Source organism: Olsenella sp. CU969, from assembly GCF_905219715.1.
GTDB lineage: Bacteria > Actinomycetota > Coriobacteriia > Coriobacteriales > Atopobiaceae > Granulimonas > Granulimonas faecalis.
The window spans coordinates 1-21,157 of sequence record NZ_CAJMXC010000026.1 but is presented as its reverse complement, the minus strand read 5'-3'; the positions used below and the strand labels follow the sequence as shown (position 1 = coordinate 21,157).

General features: G+C 71.0%; 21 protein-coding genes. 3 read left to right on the top strand and 18 right to left on the bottom strand.

Annotated features, from left to right (window positions below; translation table 11 throughout):
* Positions 1-139: 139 nt before the first annotated feature.
* From JX283_RS04405 to rpsP, 3 genes are all read right to left on the bottom strand, one after another.
* The gene (locus JX283_RS04405) at positions 140-670 is read right to left on the bottom strand and encodes a ribosome maturation factor RimM (protein ID WP_135977311.1); all 531 of its coding nucleotides are present in this window, start codon (positions 668-670) and stop codon (positions 140-142) included.
* Positions 671-674: 4 nt separating this feature from the next.
* A complete protein-coding gene (locus JX283_RS04400) occupies positions 675-962 on the bottom strand; it encodes a KH domain-containing protein (RefSeq protein WP_204829506.1) in 288 nt (95 codons plus the stop codon).
* Between the two features lies 1 nt (position 963).
* Positions 964-1,311 (bottom strand): 30S ribosomal protein S16, encoded by a 348-nt coding sequence (gene rpsP / locus JX283_RS04395; protein ID WP_204829505.1) that lies wholly within the window; start codon positions 1,309-1,311, stop codon positions 964-966.
* 322 nt (positions 1,312-1,633) lie between these two features.
* On the opposite strand from rpsP, the gene JX283_RS04390 reads away from it, so the two are divergent.
* From JX283_RS04390 to dinB, 3 genes are all read left to right on the top strand, one after another.
* Positions 1,634-2,308, top strand: a complete 675-nt coding sequence (locus JX283_RS04390; RefSeq protein ID WP_204829504.1) for a response regulator transcription factor — start codon at positions 1,634-1,636, stop codon at positions 2,306-2,308.
* 133 nt (positions 2,309-2,441) lie between these two features.
* Entirely contained in the window at positions 2,442-3,698 is a 1,257-nt protein-coding gene (locus tag JX283_RS04385; RefSeq protein ID WP_204829503.1) for a cell wall metabolism sensor histidine kinase WalK, read from the top strand.
* Between the two features lie 2 nt (positions 3,699-3,700).
* Positions 3,701-4,999: a DNA polymerase IV gene (gene dinB / locus JX283_RS04380; RefSeq protein ID WP_204829502.1), complete on the top strand. Its 1,299-nt coding sequence runs from the start codon at positions 3,701-3,703 to the stop codon at positions 4,997-4,999.
* A 10-nt stretch (positions 5,000-5,009) separates the two neighbouring features.
* On the opposite strand, the gene rsfS is transcribed toward dinB, so the two are convergent.
* From rsfS to JX283_RS04305, 15 genes are all read right to left on the bottom strand, one after another.
* A complete protein-coding gene (gene rsfS / locus JX283_RS04375; protein ID WP_204829501.1) occupies positions 5,010-5,354 on the bottom strand; it encodes a ribosome silencing factor in 345 nt (114 codons plus the stop codon).
* Entirely contained in the window at positions 5,351-6,016 is a 666-nt protein-coding gene (yqeK, locus tag JX283_RS04370) for a bis(5'-nucleosyl)-tetraphosphatase (symmetrical) YqeK (RefSeq protein WP_239652463.1), read from the bottom strand. Before yqeK ends, rsfS begins: the two co-directional genes overlap by 4 nt.
* Entirely contained in the window at positions 6,013-6,708 is a 696-nt protein-coding gene (gene nadD / locus JX283_RS04365; protein ID WP_239652462.1) for a nicotinate-nucleotide adenylyltransferase, read from the bottom strand. The genes yqeK and nadD overlap by 4 nt, the downstream gene beginning before the upstream one ends.
* Positions 6,705-7,970 carry a glutamate-5-semialdehyde dehydrogenase gene (locus JX283_RS04360; RefSeq protein ID WP_204829500.1) on the bottom strand — a complete coding sequence of 422 codons (1,266 nt, stop codon included), beginning with the start codon at positions 7,968-7,970 and terminating at the stop codon, positions 6,705-6,707. Before JX283_RS04360 ends, nadD begins: the two co-directional genes overlap by 4 nt.
* Positions 7,971-7,993: 23 nt before the next feature.
* Positions 7,994-9,115, bottom strand: a complete 1,122-nt coding sequence (gene proB, locus JX283_RS04355; protein ID WP_204829499.1) for a glutamate 5-kinase — start codon at positions 9,113-9,115, stop codon at positions 7,994-7,996.
* Positions 9,112-10,494, bottom strand: coding sequence for a GTPase ObgE (gene obgE / locus JX283_RS04350; protein ID WP_204829498.1), 1,383 nt, complete (start codon positions 10,492-10,494; stop codon positions 9,112-9,114). Before obgE ends, proB begins: the two co-directional genes overlap by 4 nt.
* A gap of 84 nt (positions 10,495-10,578) precedes the next feature.
* Complete coding sequence (gene rpmA / locus JX283_RS04345; protein ID WP_135977301.1) at positions 10,579-10,833, bottom strand: 50S ribosomal protein L27; 255 nt, start codon at positions 10,831-10,833, stop codon at positions 10,579-10,581.
* A gap of 38 nt (positions 10,834-10,871) precedes the next feature.
* On the bottom strand, positions 10,872-11,216 hold the full coding sequence (gene rplU, locus JX283_RS04340; protein ID WP_204829497.1) for a 50S ribosomal protein L21: 345 nt from the start codon (positions 11,214-11,216) through the stop codon (positions 10,872-10,874).
* 180 nt (positions 11,217-11,396) lie between these two features.
* Positions 11,397-12,095, bottom strand: coding sequence for a TIGR03936 family radical SAM-associated protein (locus JX283_RS04335; RefSeq protein WP_204829496.1), 699 nt, complete (start codon positions 12,093-12,095; stop codon positions 11,397-11,399).
* Positions 12,095-13,969: a TIGR03960 family B12-binding radical SAM protein gene (locus JX283_RS04330; RefSeq protein ID WP_204829495.1), complete on the bottom strand. Its 1,875-nt coding sequence runs from the start codon at positions 13,967-13,969 to the stop codon at positions 12,095-12,097. Before JX283_RS04330 ends, JX283_RS04335 begins: the two co-directional genes overlap by 1 nt.
* A gap of 1,136 nt (positions 13,970-15,105) precedes the next feature.
* Entirely contained in the window at positions 15,106-16,350 is a 1,245-nt protein-coding gene (locus JX283_RS04325; RefSeq protein ID WP_204829494.1) for an FtsW/RodA/SpoVE family cell cycle protein, read from the bottom strand.
* Positions 16,351-16,360: 10 nt separating this feature from the next.
* On the bottom strand, positions 16,361-18,388 hold the full coding sequence (mrdA, locus tag JX283_RS04320; protein WP_204829493.1) for a penicillin-binding protein 2: 2,028 nt from the start codon (positions 18,386-18,388) through the stop codon (positions 16,361-16,363).
* A 20-nt stretch (positions 18,389-18,408) separates the two neighbouring features.
* Positions 18,409-18,972, bottom strand: coding sequence for a rod shape-determining protein MreD (gene mreD, locus JX283_RS04315; RefSeq protein ID WP_239652464.1), 564 nt, complete (start codon positions 18,970-18,972; stop codon positions 18,409-18,411).
* Positions 18,973-18,977: 5 nt separating this feature from the next.
* The gene (gene mreC, locus JX283_RS04310) at positions 18,978-20,012 is read right to left on the bottom strand and encodes a rod shape-determining protein MreC (RefSeq protein WP_204829491.1); all 1,035 of its coding nucleotides are present in this window, start codon (positions 20,010-20,012) and stop codon (positions 18,978-18,980) included.
* Positions 20,013-20,036: 24 nt separating this feature from the next.
* On the bottom strand, positions 20,037-21,080 hold the full coding sequence (locus JX283_RS04305; protein ID WP_204829490.1) for a rod shape-determining protein: 1,044 nt from the start codon (positions 21,078-21,080) through the stop codon (positions 20,037-20,039).
* Positions 21,081-21,157: the final 77 nt, after the last annotated feature.

Here is a 21,157-nt window from a genome sequence, read left to right as displayed (position 1 = left end):
GTGCGGTGGCGGTCGTGGGTCCAACGGCGCAGGTCGTGGGCCCGGAACCCGAAGACCCCGGCGCGCCGGGCGCGGCCCGGGATCGAGGCGTCCATGTAGGGGCCGAACACCTCGGGGACCACCGAGACGGCATCCACGATCATCGCGGCACCCCCTCCCCTCCCTCGGGCACGATGCCGCGGGGCAGCTCCATGACCACGCGGTCGGGCGACACCGAGACGATGAAGCCGTCCACCACGGGGACGAGGAGCTCGCCGTAGGGGCCGCGGACCTCCCAGACGTCGTTGGCGGGGCCGCGCATTACCGCGGAGACGGTCCCGAGCGGGCCGCGGGCGGCGTCTGCGACCTCGATGCCCACGATGGCGGCGGGGTCGTGGACGAGGAGGTCTTCTGGGAGGTCGGCCTCGTCCACGAGCAGGTAGCGGCCACAGAGCTCCTCGGACGCGCCGAGCGAGTCCACGCCGGCGAGACGCACGGCCTGGCCCGACCCGCCGTCGCGGACCGACTCGACCTCGGTGACGCGGGCGCCGTGCAGGGTGGGCGGCACGACGTGGACCGTGATGCCGGGCCTCAGAAGAAAGGGAAGACCGTCCACGGGTGCGCAGACGATCTCCCCCTTGGCCCCGCGCGCCTTGGCGACGGAGCAGACGATGCGATACCGGGAGGCCATGGGTCTAGCCCAGCACCTCGACGTCGACCGCAGTGCCCACGCGGGCGCCGAGGGCGCGGGCGAGGGTGCGGATGGCCTTGATGGTGCGGCCGCGGCGGCCGATGACCTTGCCGGCGTCGTCGGGGGCGCAGGTGACCTCGATGAGGGTGCCCTCCATGGCGTCGGTCACATCGNGGGACACGNCGTCGATGTCGTCCACGAGGCCGCAGACCACGAGCTCGACGAGGTCGGCGACGCGGTCGGACGGCATCTCGTCGGGCAGCCGGACGTCCTGGCTCTCGGTGTCGGCCATGCTACTCGGCGTCCTCGGCAGCGGCAGCGGCGGCCTCCTCGGCGGCTACGCGGTCCTTCTCGATCTGCTTCTTGGACTTCTTGACCTTCTNCTCGGGCGCGGGCTTGTCACCCTCGCGCACGATCTCGATGAGGGAGGCGACCTTGTCGCTCGGCTTGGCGCCCTTGGCGATCCACGCGTCGACCTTGTCGAGGTCGATCTCGATCACATGGGGATGGGTGAGCGGGTTGTAGATGCCGACCTGCTCGATGAAGCGGCCGTCGCGGGGCATGCGCTCGTCGGCGACGACGACGCGGTAGAACGGGCGCTTCTTGGCACCGTGACGGGCCAGACGGATCTTGACTGCCAATGGGACTCCTCTAGACGAATGCGCCCTGGCCGGGCCATGGGGCGCAAACCACACAAAAGCGTCGATAATCATAGAACATGGCGGCCTGGCGTGAAACCCCCGCTTTTGGCGCTCGCCACACTTTTCCCACGGTGCGGCCCCGGGAGCCCGACCGACGTGGCTCGAATTGTATCGAATGCGTGAGAATCCCGATGCTTGAAAAGAAGTCGCCGATCGTGGTGTCTCATTTTCAGATGATGGGTACACGGTTGAAGACACAGCAAGAAGCACGTGCGACCGCACCGTGATTCCCGGGCGCAAGGGTCCAGAGCAAGGAGGAGCGATGAACATCCTGGTTGTCGAAGACGAGAAGAACCTCAACGACGCCATGTGCCACGTCCTGACGGAGGACGGCTGCCACGCGAAGGCCGCATACGACGGCAAGGCCGGCTACGAGCTCGCGAAGACCGGCGAGTACGACGTCGTGGTCCTCGACGTCATGCTCCCCGAGATGGACGGCTTCGAGGTCGTGCACCAGCTGCGTCGCGACGGCGTGGCCACCCCCGTCATCATCGTGACCGCCAAGACCTCCACCACCGACAAGATCGAGGGACTCGACTGCGGCGCGGACGACTACATGACCAAGCCCATCGACACCGACGAGCTNCTCGCCCGCATCCGCGCCCTCTCCCGCCGCAAGGGCGAGGTGCNCATCGACGAGATGAAGTTCGGCGACCTGGCCCTCGACCTCCACACCCACGACCTGCGCTGCAACGGCCGCGACGTGCACCTCTCCCAGAAGGAGTTCGAGGTCATGCGCATNCTCATGAGCTCCACGGGCCGCGTGGTCTCCAAGCACGACCTCCTCGCCTCCATCTGGGGCACCGAGGGCGACACCAGCGAGAACTCCGCCGAGGCCTACNTCTCCTTCCTGCGCAAGAAACTTTCCCACCTGCACTCCGAGGTGCAGATCACGACCCTGCGCATGCTCGGATACCGCCTGGAGGAGCTCGGCTAGGCCCCGTACAGCCCANACCGGNGCACCCGNGNCGCCCCGCACCGGCCGNTGCGGGGNGCCTCCCCTTTTGGGCCCGGGTCTGCAGACGCTATGATGGGGGCGGTCGGTCGTACGGGGGAAGCGCAGGGATTCCATGCNCGAGAGGCTCCAACGCAACNTCATGGTGCTCACCATGACCCTGCTCGCCCTGGTCCTCTTCGGCGCCTTCGCCGTCTCCTACACCACCACCCAGCAGCAGCTCGGCCAGNTCGTNATGGCGTCGCTCGACCGCGTCCTCGACACCACCACCCCCATGCGCCCCTACATCGGCGTGCTCGCGGCCTCGGGCGACGGCGACCGCCACGGCTANGGCCAGATGGCCGTCTACTGGATCGACATCGACAGGGAGACCGGCCGCATCGTCGGCAACGACACGGCGGCCATCATCGGCCCCAAGGCCGTCTCGGCCNCCCTGTCGGCGAGCGACGCCTCCGACGGGGAGACGGGCTACCTCCCCGACTTCGACATCGTGTGGAAGCGCGGCGCCACCCCCTCCGGCGAGCGCATCGCCGTCGCCAACACCACCGGCATCGGCCAGGCACTCTCCAACCAGCTCTACGTGAACATCGCCGTGGGCGTGGCGGGCCTCTCGGTCATCGCGCTCGTCATGTGGCACATCTCCCGTTGGATCGTGCGGCCCGTACGCCTCTCCTGGGAGGCCCAGCGCCAGTTCACGGCCNACGCCTCCCNCGAGCTCAAGACCCCGCTGGCCGTCATCCTCGCCAACACCCACATCCTCAAGGGCGACCTCGACCGCATCCCTGAGGACGACCGCCGCTGGGTGGAGTCCACCGATATGGAGGCCGAGCGCATGAAGGAGCTCGTCACGAGCCTCCTCGAGCTCTCCCGCGCCGACGAGGACCGCTTCAACAGAGGGTCGGTNTACCACATGGAGGACTGCGACCTCTCCGAGCTCGTGAGCGGCATNACNATGCAGTTCGACGTCGTGGCCTTCGAGAGCGGCCACATGATCTCGGAGGACATCCAGGGCGGCGTCCACGTGAAGGCGGACCCGGGCTTCATCGAGAAGGTCGTGAAGATCCTGCCCGACAACGCCGTGAAGTACTCCACGCGCGGCGACACCGTGGACGTGTCCCTCAAGGTGAACGCCAAGCGGCGCCAGGCCGTCTTCTCAGTGCGCAACTACGGCGACACCCTCTCCCCCGCCGACATCGAGCACATCTTCGACCGCTTCTACCGCACCGACAGGGCGCGCAGCCGCGCCACCGGCGGGTTCGGCCTCGGCCTGCCCATCGCCAAGGCCATCGTCGACGGCCACGACGGCTCCATCTCGTGCACGAGCACGGACGAGGACGGCACCACGTTCTCGTTCTCGCTGCCCATGGCGTGACCATGGGACCCGACGCCGGCCGCCCCCACGAGCTCGAGGCGATCCCCTGGAAGGGGCCCGCCGTGGGCCTACTGGACCTNGACGCCTTCTTCGCCTCNGTGGAGCAGCTCGACCACCCCGAGTGGCGCGGCAGGCCCGTCATCGTGGGCGGCAGTGCCGGTAGGCGCGGCGTGGTGTCGACGGCGAGCTACGAGGCGCGCGCCTACGGCGTTCACTCGGCCATGCCGAGTGCCCAGGCCGAGCGGCTGTGCCCCCAGGCGATCTGGACCCGCGGGAGGTTCGACCGCTACCGCGAGATGAGCCGCAGGGTGATGGACATCCTGCTGGCCGAGACGCCCCTCGTGGAGCAGGTGTCCATCGACGAGGCTTTCTTCGACGTGACGCCGGGCCGCTTCTCGCGCGAGCACCCCGTGGCCATCTGCCGCCGGGTGCGGGACGCCGTGGCGGCGCTGGGGGTGACGTGCTCCATCGGGCTCTCCACGTCCAAGACCGTGGCCAAGATCGCGTCGGACAAGGAGAAGCCCCGCGGCCTCACGGTGGTGCCGCCCGGGACCGAGGNGCTCTTCCTCCGGGACCTCCCCGTGCGCGACATGAGCGGCGTGGGCCCCGCGACNGAACGGACCCTCATGTCCCACGGCATCCGCACGCTGGGCGAGCTGGCCGCCGGCGACCCGGCCGAGATGGCCCGGCTCCTGGGCGTGGCGGGGCCCGCCCTCGTCGAGCGAGCGGCNGGCCGCGAGCANTCCCCCGTCCTCGCNGCCGACGACGCCGAGGAGCCCAAGTCGGTGAGCAACGAGCGGACGTTCGCCCGCGACCTCACGCAGGCGGCCGACGTGGAGGCGGCCGTGCTCTCGGTGGCGGCCAAGGTGGGCACCCGCCTGCGCNCCAAGGGGCTCGCGGGGTCGGAGGTGACCCTCAAGCTGAGGTTCGACTTCGAGCACGGCCGCACAGCCCAGCGCCGGCTGGCGGCTCCCACCGACGACGAGTCGGTCTTCGGCCGCGCCGCGCTCGACCTCCTCCACGAGGTGTGGCGCCCCGGCGTGGCCGTACGGCTCGTGGGTGTGGGCGTCTCGCGTTTCGGCGAGGCCGCCGCCCCCGAGCAGCCCACGCTCTTCCCCGACGCCATGCTGGGCGGCGACGGGGACGGGCGCGACGGAGTCTCCCCCGCGCCCAAGGGGCGCAGGGAGCTCAGCGTGGCCCTCGACGAGCTGCGGGAGCGGTTCGGCGCCGGCGCGGTCTCCTACGGGCGCGACCTCCGCCTCAAGGACGAGACGAGCGACACGGTGCCCATGAACAAGTGACGCCGCCGGCTCAGATCTCGATGCGCGGGGCGTCGGCCCAGAGGTTCTCGATCCGGTCGAAGGCGCGCTGCTCGGGCTTGAAGACGTGCACCACCACGGGGCCGTAGTCGATGAGGACCCAGGACATGCCGTCCCTGCCCTCCACGGAGAGCGGCTTGACGCCGCACCCGGTGCGAACAGCCTCCTCCACGGCGTCCATGACGGCGTGGGCCTGGGGGTTGTTGGCGACGGTGGCGACGACGATGCAGTCGCACACGTCGCTCTTGCCGGTGACGTCGATGATGGCGACGTCCTGGGCCTTCTTGGAGTCGGCGGCCTCGGCGGCCGTGCGGGCGATCTCTTGGGGCGTGCTCATCGGTGGGTCGCGTCCTTTCCTGTGACGAGTTCGTTGTAGATGTCGATGGTACCGGGATAGAGGTAGCGGCGGGTCTGGACCACGTAGGCCACCCCGTCGCAGNAGCAGGTGCGGTAGAGGTCGTCGAGAGTCGCCTCGCCCACCATGGCGCGCTGGGCGTCGAGCGGCCCCTTGGAGCCGCGCAGGGGCTCGATGCCGTCGGCAACGAAGAGCACCTCGTCGAGCGGCGCCATGTCCCGGGCCCCCGTGGTGTGGCGCGCCACGGCGCGGAGCACCCCCGGTGACAACCACGGGTAGCGNCCCGGCAGCGTCCTGGAGGCAAGCAGGCCGTGGATGAGGGGGCGCACGAGGTCCAGGGGCACGCCGAGGTCGATGCCCGCCTCCTCGGCCGGGCCCACCAGCTCGGCGTCGGGGCGCGCCTTCTCCCAGTCGTGCAGGATGCCGGCCACCCGGGCGTCGAAGGTGTCGACGCCGTAGGCGGTGGCGAGGGCCTCGGCCGTGCGGCCCACGGACAGCGAGTGGGCGAGCCGCCCCGGGCGGTGGGCGAGACGGTCGGAGAGGTCGGCCTCCAGCCCCTCCACGGTGCGGGCCTGGGCGCCGGANAGGGTCGAGGGCGCCTCGAGCAGGGCCTCGAAGCGCGAGGTGTCGGGCGCGGCGCTCACGACTCCCCCCCCTGGCCGCCGACGGACTCCCCCGTCACGGCCTCCCAGCCGTAGAGGCCGCGCTTCTCGATGTAGCCGACCACGGAGTCGGGCGTGAGGTAGCGCAGCGACTGCCCGGCCGCCCGGCGGCGGCGCAGGTAGGAGGAGCTGATGGCGAGGGCGGGAACCTCGAGGTAGAACACCTGGAAGCCGAGGCCCGAGGCCTCGATGGCGCGGCGCGCCCGCTCGAGGTCGTACCCGGGGCGCGTGACGCCCACGAGCGTGGCGAGGGACGCGATGCGGGCGGCGTCGTGCCAGTGCACGATGTCGATGATGGCGTCGGCGCCGGTGACGAAGAAGAGCTCGACGTTGTCCGGGTAGGCGGCGCGGAGCTCCTCGAGGGTGTCGGCGGTGTAGGTGACGCCGGGCCGCTCCACCTCGAGGCGCGAGGCCTCGAAGACGGGGTTGTCGGCCGTGGCGAGCAGCGTCATGGCGAACCGGTCCTCCGCAGCCGACACGGGCCGGTCCTGCTTGAAGGCGGGGCTGCCGGCGGGCATGAAGTGCACCACGTCGAGGTCGAGGTCGCCGGCCACCTGCTCGGCGGCCACGAGGTGCCCGTTGTGGATGGGGTCGAACGTGCCGCCCATCACGCCGAGCCGGTAGGTGCGGGCCGGGTCGTCGCCGAGGCGCGGGAGCCCCTCCCAGGCGCTCACCCGCGCACCTGCCCGTCGCCCCTGAGGACGTACTTGGTGGACGTGAGCGCCGAGGCGCCCATGGGCCCGCGCACGTGGAGCTTCTGGGTGGAGATGCCGATCTCCGCCCCGAGGCCGAACATGCCGCCGTCGGTGAAGCGGGTGGACGCGTTGACGTACACCGCCGCCGCGTCCACGCCGGCGAGGAAGCGCTCGGAGGCGCGGTAGCTCTCGGTCACGATGCACTCGGAGTGGCCGGTGCCGTAGCGGTTCACGTGGGCAACGGCCTCGTCGACGCCGTCGACGAGCCTCACGCTCATGGCGAGGTCGAGGTACTCGCGGCCCCAGTCGTCCTCGGAGGCCTCGGCCNTCNCGATGTCGGCCGCGCGGCNGACGTCGCGCGCCCCCTCGTCGCCCACAAGGGCGACACCGCGCTCAGCGAGGGCGCGGCACACGCCGGGCAGCAGCCGGTCGGCGGCGGCGCGGTCCACGAGGAGCGACTCCGCCGCATTGCAGACGCCGGGGCGGCTCGTCTTGGCGTTGACGACGATGGCCTCGGCCATGGCGGCGTCAGCGCTCCCATCGAGGTAGATGTGGCAGTTACCCGTGCCGGTCTCGATGACGGGGACCGTGGACTCCTCCACGCAGGTGCGGATGAGCGAGGCGCCGCCGCGGGGGATGAGCACATCCACGAGGCCCGTGGCGTGCATGAGGTCGACGGACGAGGAGCGCTCGGTGGACTCCACGTAGCGCACGACGTCGGGCGAGAGGCCCGTCGAGGCGATGCCGCGGCGCGCCGCGGCGGCCATGGCGGCGCAGGTCTCCATGGCGGCCGAGCCGCCCCTGAGTACGCAGGCGTTGCCCGAGCGCAGGCAGAGGGCGATGGAGTCGGCCGTCACGTTGGGGCGCGCCTCGTAGATGATGGCCACGACGCCGAGGGGCACCGAGACCTCGGTGAGGGAGATGCCGCTCGCGAGCACGCGGCCCCCCTCGACGGCGCCGAGCGGGTCCTCCTGGGCCGCCACCTCCGCCATGGCGGAGGTCACCTGGGCGAGGCGGTCGCGGTCGAGCAGGAGGCGGTCTAGCAGCGGGCCGGGCATGCCGGCCTCGCGCCCGCGGGCCATGTCGCGGGCGTTGGCCTCGCAGACGGCGTCGGCCTCGGCGTCGATGGCCGCGGCGGCCGCCAGGATGGCGGCGGTGCGGGTCTCGGCGGGGGCGGCGGCGAGGGCGGGTGCGGCGGCCTTGGCGGCCCTGGCGCAGCGGGTGGCGTCTGACTCGGTCATGGTCGGACCTCTCGGTGGAAGGGTTAGAAGACGAGGAGCTCGTCGCGGTGGATGGCGGGGACGTCGGCCTTGTCGGGCAGGAAGCGGGCCACCACGTCGAGGGGCAGGCCGCGCGACTTGGCGAGGTCGGCGGAGCAGTAGCGCGTGACGCCGCGGGCCACGAGGGCGCCGTCCGGCCCCACGACCGAGACGACGTCGCCCTCGTCGAAGGTGCCCGAGACGGAGCGCACGCCCACGGGGAGCAGCGACGCCCCCTGGCTGCGGATGGCGTCGGCGCACCCGGCGTCGACGCCCACGGTGCCGGCCGCCCTGTTGGCGATGCCGATCCAGAGCTTCCTGGCCTGCTCCCGCGGCGCCCCGGGGCTGCCGAACTCCGTGCGTCTGCCCCGGCCGAGCACCGCGTCCACGAGGGAGCGGGGCCGGCGCCCGTGGCAGATGGTCATGGGAATGCCGGCGGCGAGGAGGGCGCNGGCGGCGCGGAGCTTGNCGGCCATGCCGCCCGTCCCCACCGACGACCCGGCACCGCCGGCGCAGGCGACGAGGTCCGCGTCGATGCGGTCGACGTGCTCGATGAGCTCGGCGTCCGGATGGGTGGACGGGTCGGCGGTGAACATGCCGTNGATGTCCGNGAGGATGNCATAGCGCTCGGCACCCACGAGGGTGGACACGATGGCGCCGAGCATGTCGTTGTNGCCGAAGACGAACTCGTAGGCGGCGACGGTGTCGTTCNCGTTGACCACGGGCACGGCGCCGAGCTCGAGCAGGTAGTCGAGGGTGTTCCGCGCGTTGAGGTAGCCGCGNCGGNCNACGNCGTCGCGGCGGNNGAGCAGCACCTGGCCNCAGGGGCACCCGTGGGCGGCGAGCCGCTCGGCATAGACCTCGGTGAGGGCCGCCTGCCCGGCCGAGGCGCAGGCCTGCAGGGCCGGGATGTCGGAGGGCCGCTCGGCGAGCCCGAGGCGCTCCATGCCCGCGGCCACGGCGCCGGAGGACACGAGCACGGGCCGGAAGCCCATCCCCTTGAGCTCCACGAGCTGGTCGACGAGGGAGGAGAGGTAGGCGTAGTCCAGGGACCCGTCGGGGCCCACCAGGGTGGACGAGCCCACCTTGGCCACGATGACGCGGTCGAGCTCCTCGGAGTGCCTCATGACTCCCCCTCCCCGTCCTCGGCGGCCTCCCCGTCGAGCTCGGCGAAGTCGTCCTCGGACGGCGCTCCCNCGTAGGTGAAGGCGAAGTCGAGGACGCGCACCTCGTCGCCGGCCCTGACGCCGGACTTGGCGAGCAGGGCGTCGAAGCCCATGCGGTCGAAGCGGTGCTGCAGGTAGCCCACGGCCTCCTCGTTATCCCAGTCGGTCTGCACCACGGCGCGCTCGAGGTTGACACCGGACGCCTCCCAGACGCCACCCCCGAGGTTGCGCACGGTCATGACGCGGTCGTTGCGCTCGCGGCGCGCCTCCCAGACGCGCTCGAACTCGGAGGCGTCGGCGGTCGGGGCCTCGACCTGGGCCCTGAGGTCGGACACCATGGCCCCCACGGCGCGCTCGAGGGCGTCGATGCCGGCGCCGGTGACCGNGGAGACGGCGAAGAACGGGCNGCCGTCGGCCATGGCCCGCTCGCGGAGCCGCTCCACGGCCTCGGAGGTGCCGGGCATGTCCGACTTGTTGGCCACGACCACCTGGGGGCGGTCGGCGAGCTCGGCGCCGTGGCGCGCGAGCTCCTCGTTGATGACCTCGTAGTCGCGNACGGGGTCGCGGCCCTCGAGGCCGCCGGTGACGTCCACCACGTGCATGATGAGGGCGGTGCGCTCGATGTGGCGGAGGAACTCGTGGCCGAGGCCCTTCCCCTCGCTCGCGCCCTCGATGAGGCCGGGGACGTCGGCCGCCACGAAGGAGGTGTCCCCGGCGCGCACGACGCCGAGGTTGGGCACCAGCGTCGTGAAGGGGTAGTCGGCGATCTTGGGCCTGGCCGCGCTCATGCGGGCGATGAGGGAGCTCTTGCCCACGGATGGCATGCCCACGAGGGCGGCGTCGGCCATGAGCTTCATCTCGAGCTCAATCCAGTGGTCGCGGGCCGGCTCGCCCTTCTCGGCGAAGGCCGGGGCGCGNCGCACCGACNTGACGAAGTGGATGTTGCCGCGGCCGCCGACGCCGCCCGGCGCCACGACGACGCGCTCGCCGGGGACGGTGAGGTCGCAGATCTCGGCCGCGGGCTCCATGGTCTCGGGGTCGAGCTCGCGGACCACGGTGCCCANGGGCNCGCGCAGCACGAGGTCGGCGCCGTCGAGGCCGTGCTTGCGGGCCCCCTGGCCGTGGGTGCCGCGCTCGGCCCTGAAGTGGTGCTTGTAGCGGTAGTCGATGAGCGAGGAGAGCTNGGGGTCGCACTCGAGGACCACGTTGCCGCCGTGGCCNCCGTCCCCGCCGTCGGGCCCTCCCNTGGGGACATGGGCCTCCCTGCGGAAGCTCATGCAACCGGCGCCTCCGTTGCCTCCGCACACGTTGATGCGGGAAATGTCGGTGAACTGCGGCATGGCTTGTTCCTTCTGGCTAAAAGAAAGGACCCCCGACGACGTTGACGGGGGTCCCGGACCGATCCTTGATGGAGGAACGAGGCCTTAGGCCTCGACGGGGCGCACGTGCACCTTGTGCTTGGCGCCCTTCGTGAACTCGACCACGCCGTCGGCGAGGGCGAACAGGGTGTCGTCGCGGCCGATGCCCACGTTCTCGCCGGGGTGGATGTGGGTGCCGCGCTGGCGCACGATGATCTGGCCGGTCTTGATGGCCTGGCCGCCGAAGATCTTGGTGCCGAGTCGCTGGGCGTTGGAGTCGCGGCCGTTGCGGGACGAGCCGAGGCCTTTCTTGTGTGCCATGGNGAAAACCTGCCTAACTCTTGANTCCGGGTTCTGGTCTACTCGGCGGTGGAAGCCGACTCGGGGGCAGAGGCCTCACCGGGGATCTCGGTGACCTCGATGCGGGTGAGGTTCTGGCGGTGGCCCTTGGTGCGCTGGTAACGCTTGCGCTTGTGNAACTTGAAGACCATCTCCTTGGGGGCCTTGTGCTGGTCGACGACCTTGGCGGTGACCTTCTGGCCGGCGAGCGCGGCCGGGTCGACGGTGGTGGCAGCGCCGTCGTTGAGCAGCANGNCGTCGAGCNNGNCCTGNTCGCCAGGCTGCGNGTCGANNTTCTCGACGTCGAGGACGTCGCCCTTGGCAACCTTATACTGCTTGCCACCTGTGGAAACGATTGCGTACATGTGATCGAACCCTTCATTGCGAGGTGAGTGCAACAATTGTCCATGATAGACCGCCGGCGCACAAGCGTCAACGAGGCCCAACGGTCTCCCGGATGTCGCCGCAACGGGCCCGCTCCAAGGCTGCCGGGGAGGCTCCCCTGAAGCCGGCTATCTTAGCCATAGTAGACCGAGCGGCGCCCATTACAAGGCTTCCACAAGAGAGCCATCTTCCTCCTCGTGCCACTGACCCAGCCGGAAGACGTCCACCCCGTCCAGCAAGCGCCCCTCAAGGGCCGCGTCGGCAAAGGCCGACCGGACCAGGACCTCGGGCCTCAGGGCGCCCTCGTTGGACGAGCGCGTGCGGACCGTGAGCTCCACGCCGCCGTCGACGTCGCGCGCGTCGAACCCCACGAGGGTGCGGCCGAGGTCCACCCGCTTCTCCTTGCGGCCCCTCAGGTAGGTGAGCTCCCCCGCCCGGGCGAGGGCCGCCACGGCCGCAGACACCTCGTCGGCGGTGGCGTCCGTGGCGAGCGAGAGGCGCCACGAGGCGCGGTCGAGCCACGCGCCGAGGGCCGGCGAGCGCGGGTCCACATAGGCGGCCCGCACGGGGGCGAGGTCGGCCGGGAGCGCCGCCGCGAGGCGCGCCAGGGCCTCCTCGGGCGGCACGTAGGAGCCCANGGTGAGGTCGAGGTACTCGCTCGCCGAGGCCGCGCCCAGGGGCAGGGCGGCCGAGAAGGCGCACCTCATGCGGGGCGAGAAGCCCTGGGTCACGCAGAAGGGCAGGCGGGCCCGGCGCACGGCGCGCTCGAGGGCGCGCATGACGTCGAGGTGCCCGAGGAAGCGCAGCCGGCCCTCCTTGCGGTAGTGGACCCTCAGCAGGAACCGCTCGTTCTCGGCCATCATCGCTCACCCGCCAACACGTTCTCGACGCCCAGCGTGGGACAGATGCCGCAGCCCGTGCAGCTCTCCCGCGTGCAGTCGCCGGTGGTCTTTCCCTGCAGGGCACGCCGCCACTCCCGCTTGAGGAAGCCCTTGGACACGCCCGGGCTCGCGTGGTCCCACGGCAGCCGGGCGTCCAGGGGGAGCTCCTCCGTCGCTGTGACGGCGAGGTCGATGTCCAGCTCCCCGGCGGCGTCGCACCAGCCGTCGAAGCGGAACCGGTCGGTCCAAGCATCGAACCGGNAGCCGCGGCGCCACGCGCCGTAGATGAGGTCGAAACCCTCGCGGCCCATCTTGGAGAGGGCCGCCTCGAGCATCGAGGTGTCGGCATCGTGGTAGCTCACGCGCACGGCACGGTCGGACACCGTCTCGAGGAGAAGGGCCTGGCGGCGCCGCACCTCCTCGATGGGAAGCTGCCCGCACCACTGGAACGGGGTGTGGGCCCTAGGCACGAAGACAGCCACCGANACGGAGACCGACAGNGAGCNNCGGCGGCCCTTGGGCACGATCTCGCGCCCGATGGCCAGGACCCTCTCGGCCAGGCGAGGGATGGCGCGGATGTCGTCGTCGGTCTCGGTGGGCAGGCCCATCATGAAGTAGAGCTTCATGCGCTGCCAGCCGTTCTCGAAGGCGTTGCGGGCGGCGCGCTCGAGGTCCTCCTCGGTCACGTTCTTGTTGATGACGTCGCGCAGGCGCTGGCTCCCGGCCTCGGGGGCGAAGGTGNGGCCGCCGCGCTTGGCGCCGGAGACCTCGAGNGCCATNTCTACGCCGAAGGAGTCGAGCCGCTGCGACGGGATGGAGACGCGCACGGCCTCGTCCTCGAAGCACNGGTTGAGGCGGTGGAGAATCCGGGCGCACTGCGAGTGGTCCGTGGTGGAGAGGCTCATGAGCGAGACCTCGTCGTAGCCCGTCCGGGCGAGGCNCTCCACGCAGGCGGCCACGACGTCGNCGGCGTCGCGCTCGCGCACGGGGCGGTAGGTGATGCCGGCCTGGCAGAAGCGGCAGCCGCGGGCGCAGCCGCGGAGCACCTCGACGCTCAGGCGGTCCTGGACCGTCTCGAGGGAGGGGACTATGGTGCCGGCGCAGGGGTCCGACGCGCGGAAGTCGTCGGCCACGCGGCGGAGCACCACCTCAGGGGCGCCGGAGCCCTCCCTGGGCACCACGTAGCCGAACCGCGTGCCCTCGCCGTCGCGGCGCACCTCGTAGGCGCTCGGCACGTAGGTGCCCGGCACGTCCACGAGCGAGGCCACGATCTGCGCGCGGGGAAGCCCCGCCTCGCGGCCCGCCTTGACCGCCTCGGCCACCTCGACGATGTGCTCCTCCCCCTCCCCCAGCAGGAAGGCGTCGAACATGGGGGCGAGGGGCTCGGGGTTCCAGATGCCGGGGCCGCCGGCCACGACGATGGCATCGTCCTCGGCGCGGTCGCAGGCGCGCACGGGGACGCGGGCGAGGTCGAGGGCCTCCACGACGTTGGTGCCCGCGAGCTCGTGGGCGATGGAGACGCCCACCATGCCGAAGGACGCCACGGGGGACGCGCTCTCCAGAGAGAGCATCGGCACGCCCGCAGCGCGCATGGCGTCGGCCATGTCGGGCCACGGGAGGTAGCAGCGCTCGCAGGAGAGGCCCGGCGTGCGGTTGAGGGCGCGGTAGAGGATGGCCACGCCGAGGTTGGGCACGCCGATCTCGTAGACGTCCGGGAACACCATGCACACGTGGAAGGCGTCCTCGTCGGGCTCCGTGGAGCCCCACTCGTGGCCAAGGTAGCGCGCCGGCTTCTCCACCTTGGGCAGGAGCGGGGCGATCTCGTCGAATCGGTTCTCTCTGGGCAGGGACACGGCTCTCCTATCGACCGGCGCCGGCGTTGCNGCCGACCTCGAACCAGCTGCGGCCCGACNGNNCCTGGACCACGTCGACCACGTCCACGGGCACGACGGAGCGCGTACCGGGCTCAGTGTAGAGCGCGCCCGGCTCCACCTCCACAATGGCGCCCGTGAGCGCCGCGGCGCGGTCGGCCGCGGCGCGGGCGGCCTCCCCCACGCGGTCGCGCACCCACGCGGCGCGGCGGTCGAACTCCTCGGCCTCCTCGAAACGCCAGATGACGGCCTGGCCCGTGAGCCAGGTGCCGAGCCAGCCCACGCCCCCCTTGACGGCCCAGGCACCCCTGGGCAGGAGCCGGGAGCCGCGGCGGGCGACGGCGCGCATGGCCATGCCGCCGAGGACCACGAGCAGAAGCTCAGGGACGCGGGCGGCGCCGGTGGGCGCACCGTACATGGAGGCGATCCTCATGACCATGGACGACTCCGTGGCGCACATCACGGGGAAGTCCGCGCCCCTGACGAACTCCACGGCCCCCACGCCGGCGTTGGCCGCCGCACAGGAGAGCACCTCTTCCTCGGCGAGCGGGCGCCGGCAGAAGGGGAAGTTGGCCGCGACGGCCCAGGCCTTGTCGGTGGCACGGGAGAGCCACTCGCCGAACCCCCTGACGGCCCGGCCCGCGTCCGCGTCCGCCACCGAGCCGACCGNGGCGCCCCCCACCAGGCCCACCTCGGGCACGGCGGAGGCGCCGCGACCCACGAGGCACACCGGGACGCCGGCCTTGGCCCAGCCGCGGGCGGCGCCGGCGGCCAGTGGGGCATCGTCGCCACACACGATCACGCAGGCGTCCGCCTCGGGGTTCACCACCACGGGGGCGCCGTGGACGAGCCGGCCCACATGGACCATGCCGTGGGGCGTCTCGGGAACGAGGGCCGCCTTGAGCGCGGCCACGGTGTCCGCCGGGGCACCGCCCACGAGCTCCACGGCGAGGCGCACCGGCGCGTCGGTGGCGGCCGTCGCGTCGCGGCCGGCGTCGAGGACTTCCTTGAGGCGGGAGAACGTCGAGGCTGGGTTGGCCATGGGACCTCCTAGTAAGGCGCCGCGGGGGCGCTCGGGGACGGGAAAGATGCTAACGCGGGCGCGGTCGCCGGACGCCCTAGGCGGACTTCACCCGGTGGCGCCACACCGATTGGACCATACCCACGGCGGTGAGCTGGACCACCATGGAGGACGCGCCGTAGCTGATGAAGGGCAGCGGGATGCCCGTGATGGGCATGATGCCCAGGCACATGCCCACGTTCTCGAGGAGCTGGAACGACCACATGGCCACGACGCCCACAAGGACGAGCTTGGCGAAGNGCGCCTCGATCTTGAGGGCGAGGCCNACCGCGGCGNAGCANAGCCAGCCGAAGAGCAGGAGCAGGATCACGGACCCCACGAAGCCGAACTCCTCGGCGAGCAGGGCGAAGACGAAGTCCGTGTGCGCCTCGGGGAGGAACCCCTGCCCGGCCTGGGAGGCGTGGCCGATGCCCTTGCCGAGGAACCCGCCGGAGCCCACGGCGATCTTGGCCTGCTGGAGGTTGTAGCCGTCGCCGGAGGGGTCCACCGACGGGTCGACGAACACGATGAGGCGCTTGAGCTGGTACTCCTTGAGGATGTCGGGCATCCCCGGCGTGAGCGACGAGAAGATGGCCAGGGCGCACACCACCACGATGAGCACGATGGTGGGGATGACCCACTCCTTCCTGGCGCCCGCGCAGATGATGATGGCGGCCCCGGACACCAGCACGATGAGCGACGACCCGAGNTCCTGGGTGNGGAGCAGCACGAAGGGGACGAGCANCATGCCGCAGAGGCGGCAGTACTCGGAGAACGACTTGATGCGCCCGTTGTACTGCGCCGCGAGCCCGGCNNCNAGGGAGATGGTCNCGAGCTTCATGATCTCGGACGGCTGCAGGCGCAGGCCTACGCCCGGCACCTGGATCCAGCCGGTCATGCCCTTGGCCTCGTAGCCGAGGCCGGGGANCATAGGCAACGCGAACAGCACGACGTCTGCCACCAGGAGCACCGTCGTGTAGTTGGCGAGGTCGCGGTAGTCGTAGCGCCAGACGAGGGCCGCCGCGACGAGGCCGATGGCCACGCCGAGGAGCTGGCGGGGCAGCGAGGCGTCGGCGATGGTGAGCGACGCCGACCAGACGACGAGGAGGCCGTAGGCCACGAGCAGGACGGCCGGGAGGAGCACCGGGAGGTAGAGCTCCGACAGCACGCCCCTGCCCCGCGGCATGCGGGCCTTCGCGCCGCCCGGGCGCTTGCCAGCGCTGCCGCCGAACAGGGTGGAGACGACCTCGGAGAAGCCGGGGTCCCGGACGCCGGTGGAGCGGCGCGCAGCATGCCTTGCCATGGTCCCTCCCCTACCGTGCGCTGCTCGACGAGTCCGCGGTGGACTGATCGGGCACGTCGTAGATGCCGCCGAACGTGTCTCGGACGGCGTACATGGTGCTCGTGGAGCCGAAGCCGCCCTCCTCGAGCATGGCGCAGACCACGTACTTGGGGTCGTCGGCCGGCGCGTAGGCGCAGACCCACGCCGTGGGGTCCTTGCCGGCCTTCTCGCCCGTGNCGGTCTTGCCGGCCACCTTCACCGGGAGGCTCGTGAAATGCGAGGTGACGGCCTCGTCCTCCTCGTAGATCACGCCCTGCAGGGCATCGTGGATGAGCGCCATGTACTCGTCCTTCTCCTCCACCTCGTTGATTTTCTCGACCTTGTAGTCGGCCACGGTGCCGGAACCCTCTTTGGAGGTCACCGACTTGAGCACGTGGGGACGCCACATGACGCCGTCGTTGGCGATGGCCATGTAGATGCAGGCCATCTGGAGNGGGGTCACGAGGATGTCGCCCTGGCCGATGGCGAGGTTGGTGGTGTCACCGCCCCTCCAGGTGCGGTCCTCCTCGGGATAGGAGGAGAAGTAGTTCCACTTCCAGTCGGCCGTGGGGACGCGGCCCTCGGCCTCGCCGGGGAGGTCGACGCCGGTCTTCTTGCCGAGGCCCCAGCGGCTGTAGGTGTCCTGGAGGCCCTNCTTGTTGTCGGACTCGAAGAAAGCCTNGCCGATCTCGTAGAACACGGTGTCGCAGGAGTACACGATGCCGTTGCGCAGGTCGATGATGCCGTGGCCGTCATGGTCCCAGCAGTACTGGCCGTAGGCACTGCCGAAGCCCGTCCAGAAGCCCGTGCAGTCGTAGGTGGTCGAGGCGTCGGCGATGCCGTTGTTGAGCGCGGCGAGGGCGGAAAGCGGCTTGATGGTGGACGCCGAGGCGTAGGTGCCCGAGACGGCGCGGTCCATGAGCGGGTAGCCNGACGCCTCGGAGGAGAGCGCCTCCCAGTCGGCGTTGGAGATNCCGCCCACGAAGATNGAGGGGTCGAACTCCGGGTAGCTGGCCATGGCCAGGACCTCGCCGTTGGTGCAGTCGAGCACCACGACGCAGCCGGCCGTGGCCTTGTTCTGGAGCGCCNTGGCCTTGGAGATGGCGTGCTGCAGGCCGCCCTNGGCGGCCTGCTGGATCTTGGCGTCGATGGTGAGGACGACGTCGCTACCGGCCTCGGCGGGCACCGAGGTGGAGTAGCCCGTGACGTCGCCGTCGGCGTCCACGAACACCTTCTGCTCGCCGCGGACGCCCTGGAGCACGCTCTCGTACTGGTACTCCACGCCGGCCTGGCCCGTGATGTCGCCCGACTCGTAGGCGATGCCGTCCTCGGAGTCCTTGGAGGCCTCGAGCTGGTCGGCCGTGACGGTGCCGGTGTAGCCGAGCACGTGCGCCGCGAGCTTGCCGTGGGGGTAGTGGCGCTGGGTGCGCTGCTCCACGGTGACGCCTGGGAAGAGGTCGGGGTGCTCCTCGAGGTAGGCCACGATGCGGCGGGAGACGTCCACGGCCACGGTGCGGCCGCTCTGGGCGCCCTCGGTGGTGTCCTGGATGTTCCGCTTCACGGCCATGCGGGGCATGCCGAGGAGGTTGCCGAGGAGCTGGAGCTCCCGCTCGTCGTCGGCGACGTCGGCCTGGGCCACCACCGTGAGCGACGGACGGTTGGTGACGAGCTCCTCGCCGTTGCGGTCGAGGATGCGCCCGCGCGGGGCAGCCGTGGTGATGGTGCGCGTGCGGTTGCGCTCGGCCTGGCTCGTGTACTCGTCGTTGGACATGAGCTGCATCGACCACACGCGGGCGAGCAGGACCGCCACGACACCGCCGGAGAACAGGCCGAGGCCGCGGAGCCGCGTCTTGAAGCCCGTCTCGGGCGAAGTGTCGTTCCCGCCGGCCGCACGGGGCGTCTGGCCGCCGATGTCCACGGTGAAGCGGCCGCCGTGGGCATGGACCACCAGGACGACGGCCACGACGGCAACCACGACGATGACGGCGCAGATTATGAGGACGACGGTAGCGAAATCCATCTATCTCCCCCCGACGGGTCCTAGAGCCCCTTGATCCGGTAGGACCCCTTGCGGGTCCTACCGCTCTTCTTCTTCCCGAGCTGGGGCCCCGACGACCCGGTCCGCGAGAGGAGGAACACGAAGGGCAGGAAGACAACGCAATCGAGGAGCGTCGAGGGGAGCCAGCGGNGGAAGACGACGTCCACGAAAGAACCCTGCTGGGACGTGAGCGCGAGGCACAGCTGGTAAGCGAGCTCGACGGCGGCCGCCGAGACGAAAAACAGGCGGCAGGCCCCGGCCATGTCGTCGGCCAGGCGGTCGCGGTCCTCGGCCCCGAGGAAGAACGACGAGAGGGTGAGCAGGAACGCCATGGCGCCCACCGGGCCCGAGGTCATGAGGTCGAAGAGCAGGCCGGCGCCGAACGAGCAGAGCACACCGTAGGTCCCGCCGAAGGAGAGGGCCACGCAGCCCGCGAATATGAGCATGAAGTCGATGCGGCCGCCAGCGACGGCGATGTTGGGACCGAGGGCGGCCTCGAGCACGAAGCACACGCAGAACAGGACGAGCACCACGCGGCGGCGCTGGTTGGAGTCGTTGACGATCACGGCGCTCAACCCTCCCCTTGTCCGTCGGGGGCGGGGGCGTCGGAGCCGTCCGCGGTCTGGCCGTCACCGTCGCCGTCCGACCCCGAGCCCGCCGTCTGGGCGCCGTCGCCCTGCTGGGACTGCTGGGTCTGGTCCTGCCGTGCNGNGGCCTNCCCCTCCTNCTGGGCGTCGGCGGCGGCCGTCTCCTCGGCCGTGGCCGTCTGCTCCTGGGTGAGCGACGTGATGACGAGCACCTCCTCGAGGTTGGACGTGAGCGCGGCGGGCTGCACGAGGATCTCGTAGTAGAGCGCGCCGGAGGGACGCTCGGCGCTNGTGACGGTGCCGAGCAGCAGGCCCTTGGGATAGACGCCGCCGAGGCCGCTCGTGACGACGAGGTCGCCCACCTCCACGGCCTGGTCCGTGCGCACAAGGGTGAGCCTGAGCATGTCGGTCCNCTGGCCCACGAGCTGGCCCNGGGCGCGACTCGACTGCACCATGGCCGAGANGCCGGAGCGCTCGTCGGTGATGAGGCGCACCTGCGACGTGGTGGGTCCCACGGAGCTGATCTGGCCGATGACTCCGTAGGAGTCGGTCACGGGCATGCCGACGGCGAGCCCCTGGGACGAACCCTTGTCGATGGTGATGGTGGACGTGAGGGAGTCCACGGCCCCCGACACCACGCGCGCGCCCGTGGACTCGAGGCGGTAGGTGTTCTGGAGCTCGAGGAGCCGCTCGAGGCGGTCGGCCGCAAGGCTCGATTCCTTGAGCTGGGCGTTCTCGGCCTTGAGACGCTCGTTCTCCTCCTTGAGCTCGGAGAGGGAGCCCTGGTCGGCCGTAAGGTTGCTGGCGAGGTTGGAGAGCCCCGAGAACGGCGAGCTCACCACGGCGCCCGCGTAGCGGAAGGGCAGGCACACGGTCTGCACGGCCCCCTTCACGACGGAGAGGGGGCCGGTGCCGGGGTCGTTGGCCGAGAACGTGAACATGACCGCAGAGGCGGCGAGCAGCAGGACGAGCACCCGGACGCGGGACGAGGGGCCCCGCTTGAGCCCCGGGACGCCCATGGAGGGAGAGGGCACGGCGACCGCCTACTGGCCCGANGTCTGGACGAAGCCGCCGGACAGCGCGTTGGCCTCGAGGACCTTGGCGCAGCCGTTGACGACGTTCTCGAGCGCCGTGGGACTCACGTTCACGGGCACGCCGGTCTCATCGCGCAGGCGCTNGTCGAGGCCGCGGAGCATGCCTCCGCCGCCCGTGAGCATGATGCCGTAGTACATGAGGTCGCTCGCGAGGTCGGGCGGGGTGACGTCGAGGGCGTCCTTGACCNCCTNCGTGACCTCGTCGAGGNGCCGGTTGAGCGCCCGTCGGATCTCCTCCGACTCGATGCGGACCGTCTTGGGCAGGCCGTTCATGACGTCGCGGCCGTTGACCTCGACGTCGAGCTCCTCCTTGAGCGGGGCGGCGGAGCCCACCTTGATCTTGATGTCCTCCGCCGTGCGCTCGCCGATGGACAGGTTGTAGGCGTTGCGCACGTGCTCGAGGATGGTCTGGTCGAACTCGTCGCCGGCGGTGCGGATGGACTGCGAGACGACGATGCCGCCCATGGCGATGACGGCCACCTCGGTGGTGCCGCCGCCGATGTCCACGACCATGGAGCCCGTGGGGTCCTCGATGGGAAGGTCGGCGCCGATGGCGGCGGCCATGGGCTCCTCGATGAGGTAGGCCTGGCGGGCGCCCGCCTGGATGGTGGCCTCGAAGACGGCGCGCTTCTCCACCGAGGTGACACCCGAGGGCACNCACNCGACCACNCGGGGACGCGGCGACCAGGGGTAGCGGCGCTCGCGGGCTTTCTCGATGAAGTAGCGCAACATGACCTCGGTGACGTCGAAGTCCGCGATGACGCCGTCCTTCAGGGGCCGGATGGCGGTGATGGAGCCTGGGGTGCGGCCCACCATGCGCTTGGCGTCGACGCCCACGGCGAGGACGCGCTCCTCGTTGCGGTCGATGGCCACCACGGAAGGCTCGTTGAGGACGATGCCCTCGCCGCGGACGGCCACCAGGGTGTTGGCCGTTCCGAGGTCGATGGCGAGGTCACCGCCGTATTCGCCGAATAGGTTGTCGAAGAGCGACATGGCACCATTCTTTCGGGAGGGCCCTTGCGGGCGCGGGTCAAAGACGGGTCGGCGGGGCGCGGCCCCGTGGGGTTAAC

Coding starts and splice junctions, on each gene's coding strand:
- JX283_RS04405 (WP_135977311.1), bottom strand. CDS start 670: ATGGCCTCCCGGTATCGCATCGTCTGCTCCGTCGCCAAGGCGCGCGGG.
- rsfS (WP_204829501.1), bottom strand. CDS start 5,354: ATGAGCACGCCCCAAGAGATCGCCCGCACGGCCGCCGAGGCCGCCGAC.
- rpmA (WP_135977301.1), bottom strand. CDS start 10,833: ATGGCACACAAGAAAGGCCTCGGCTCGTCCCGCAACGGCCGCGACTCC.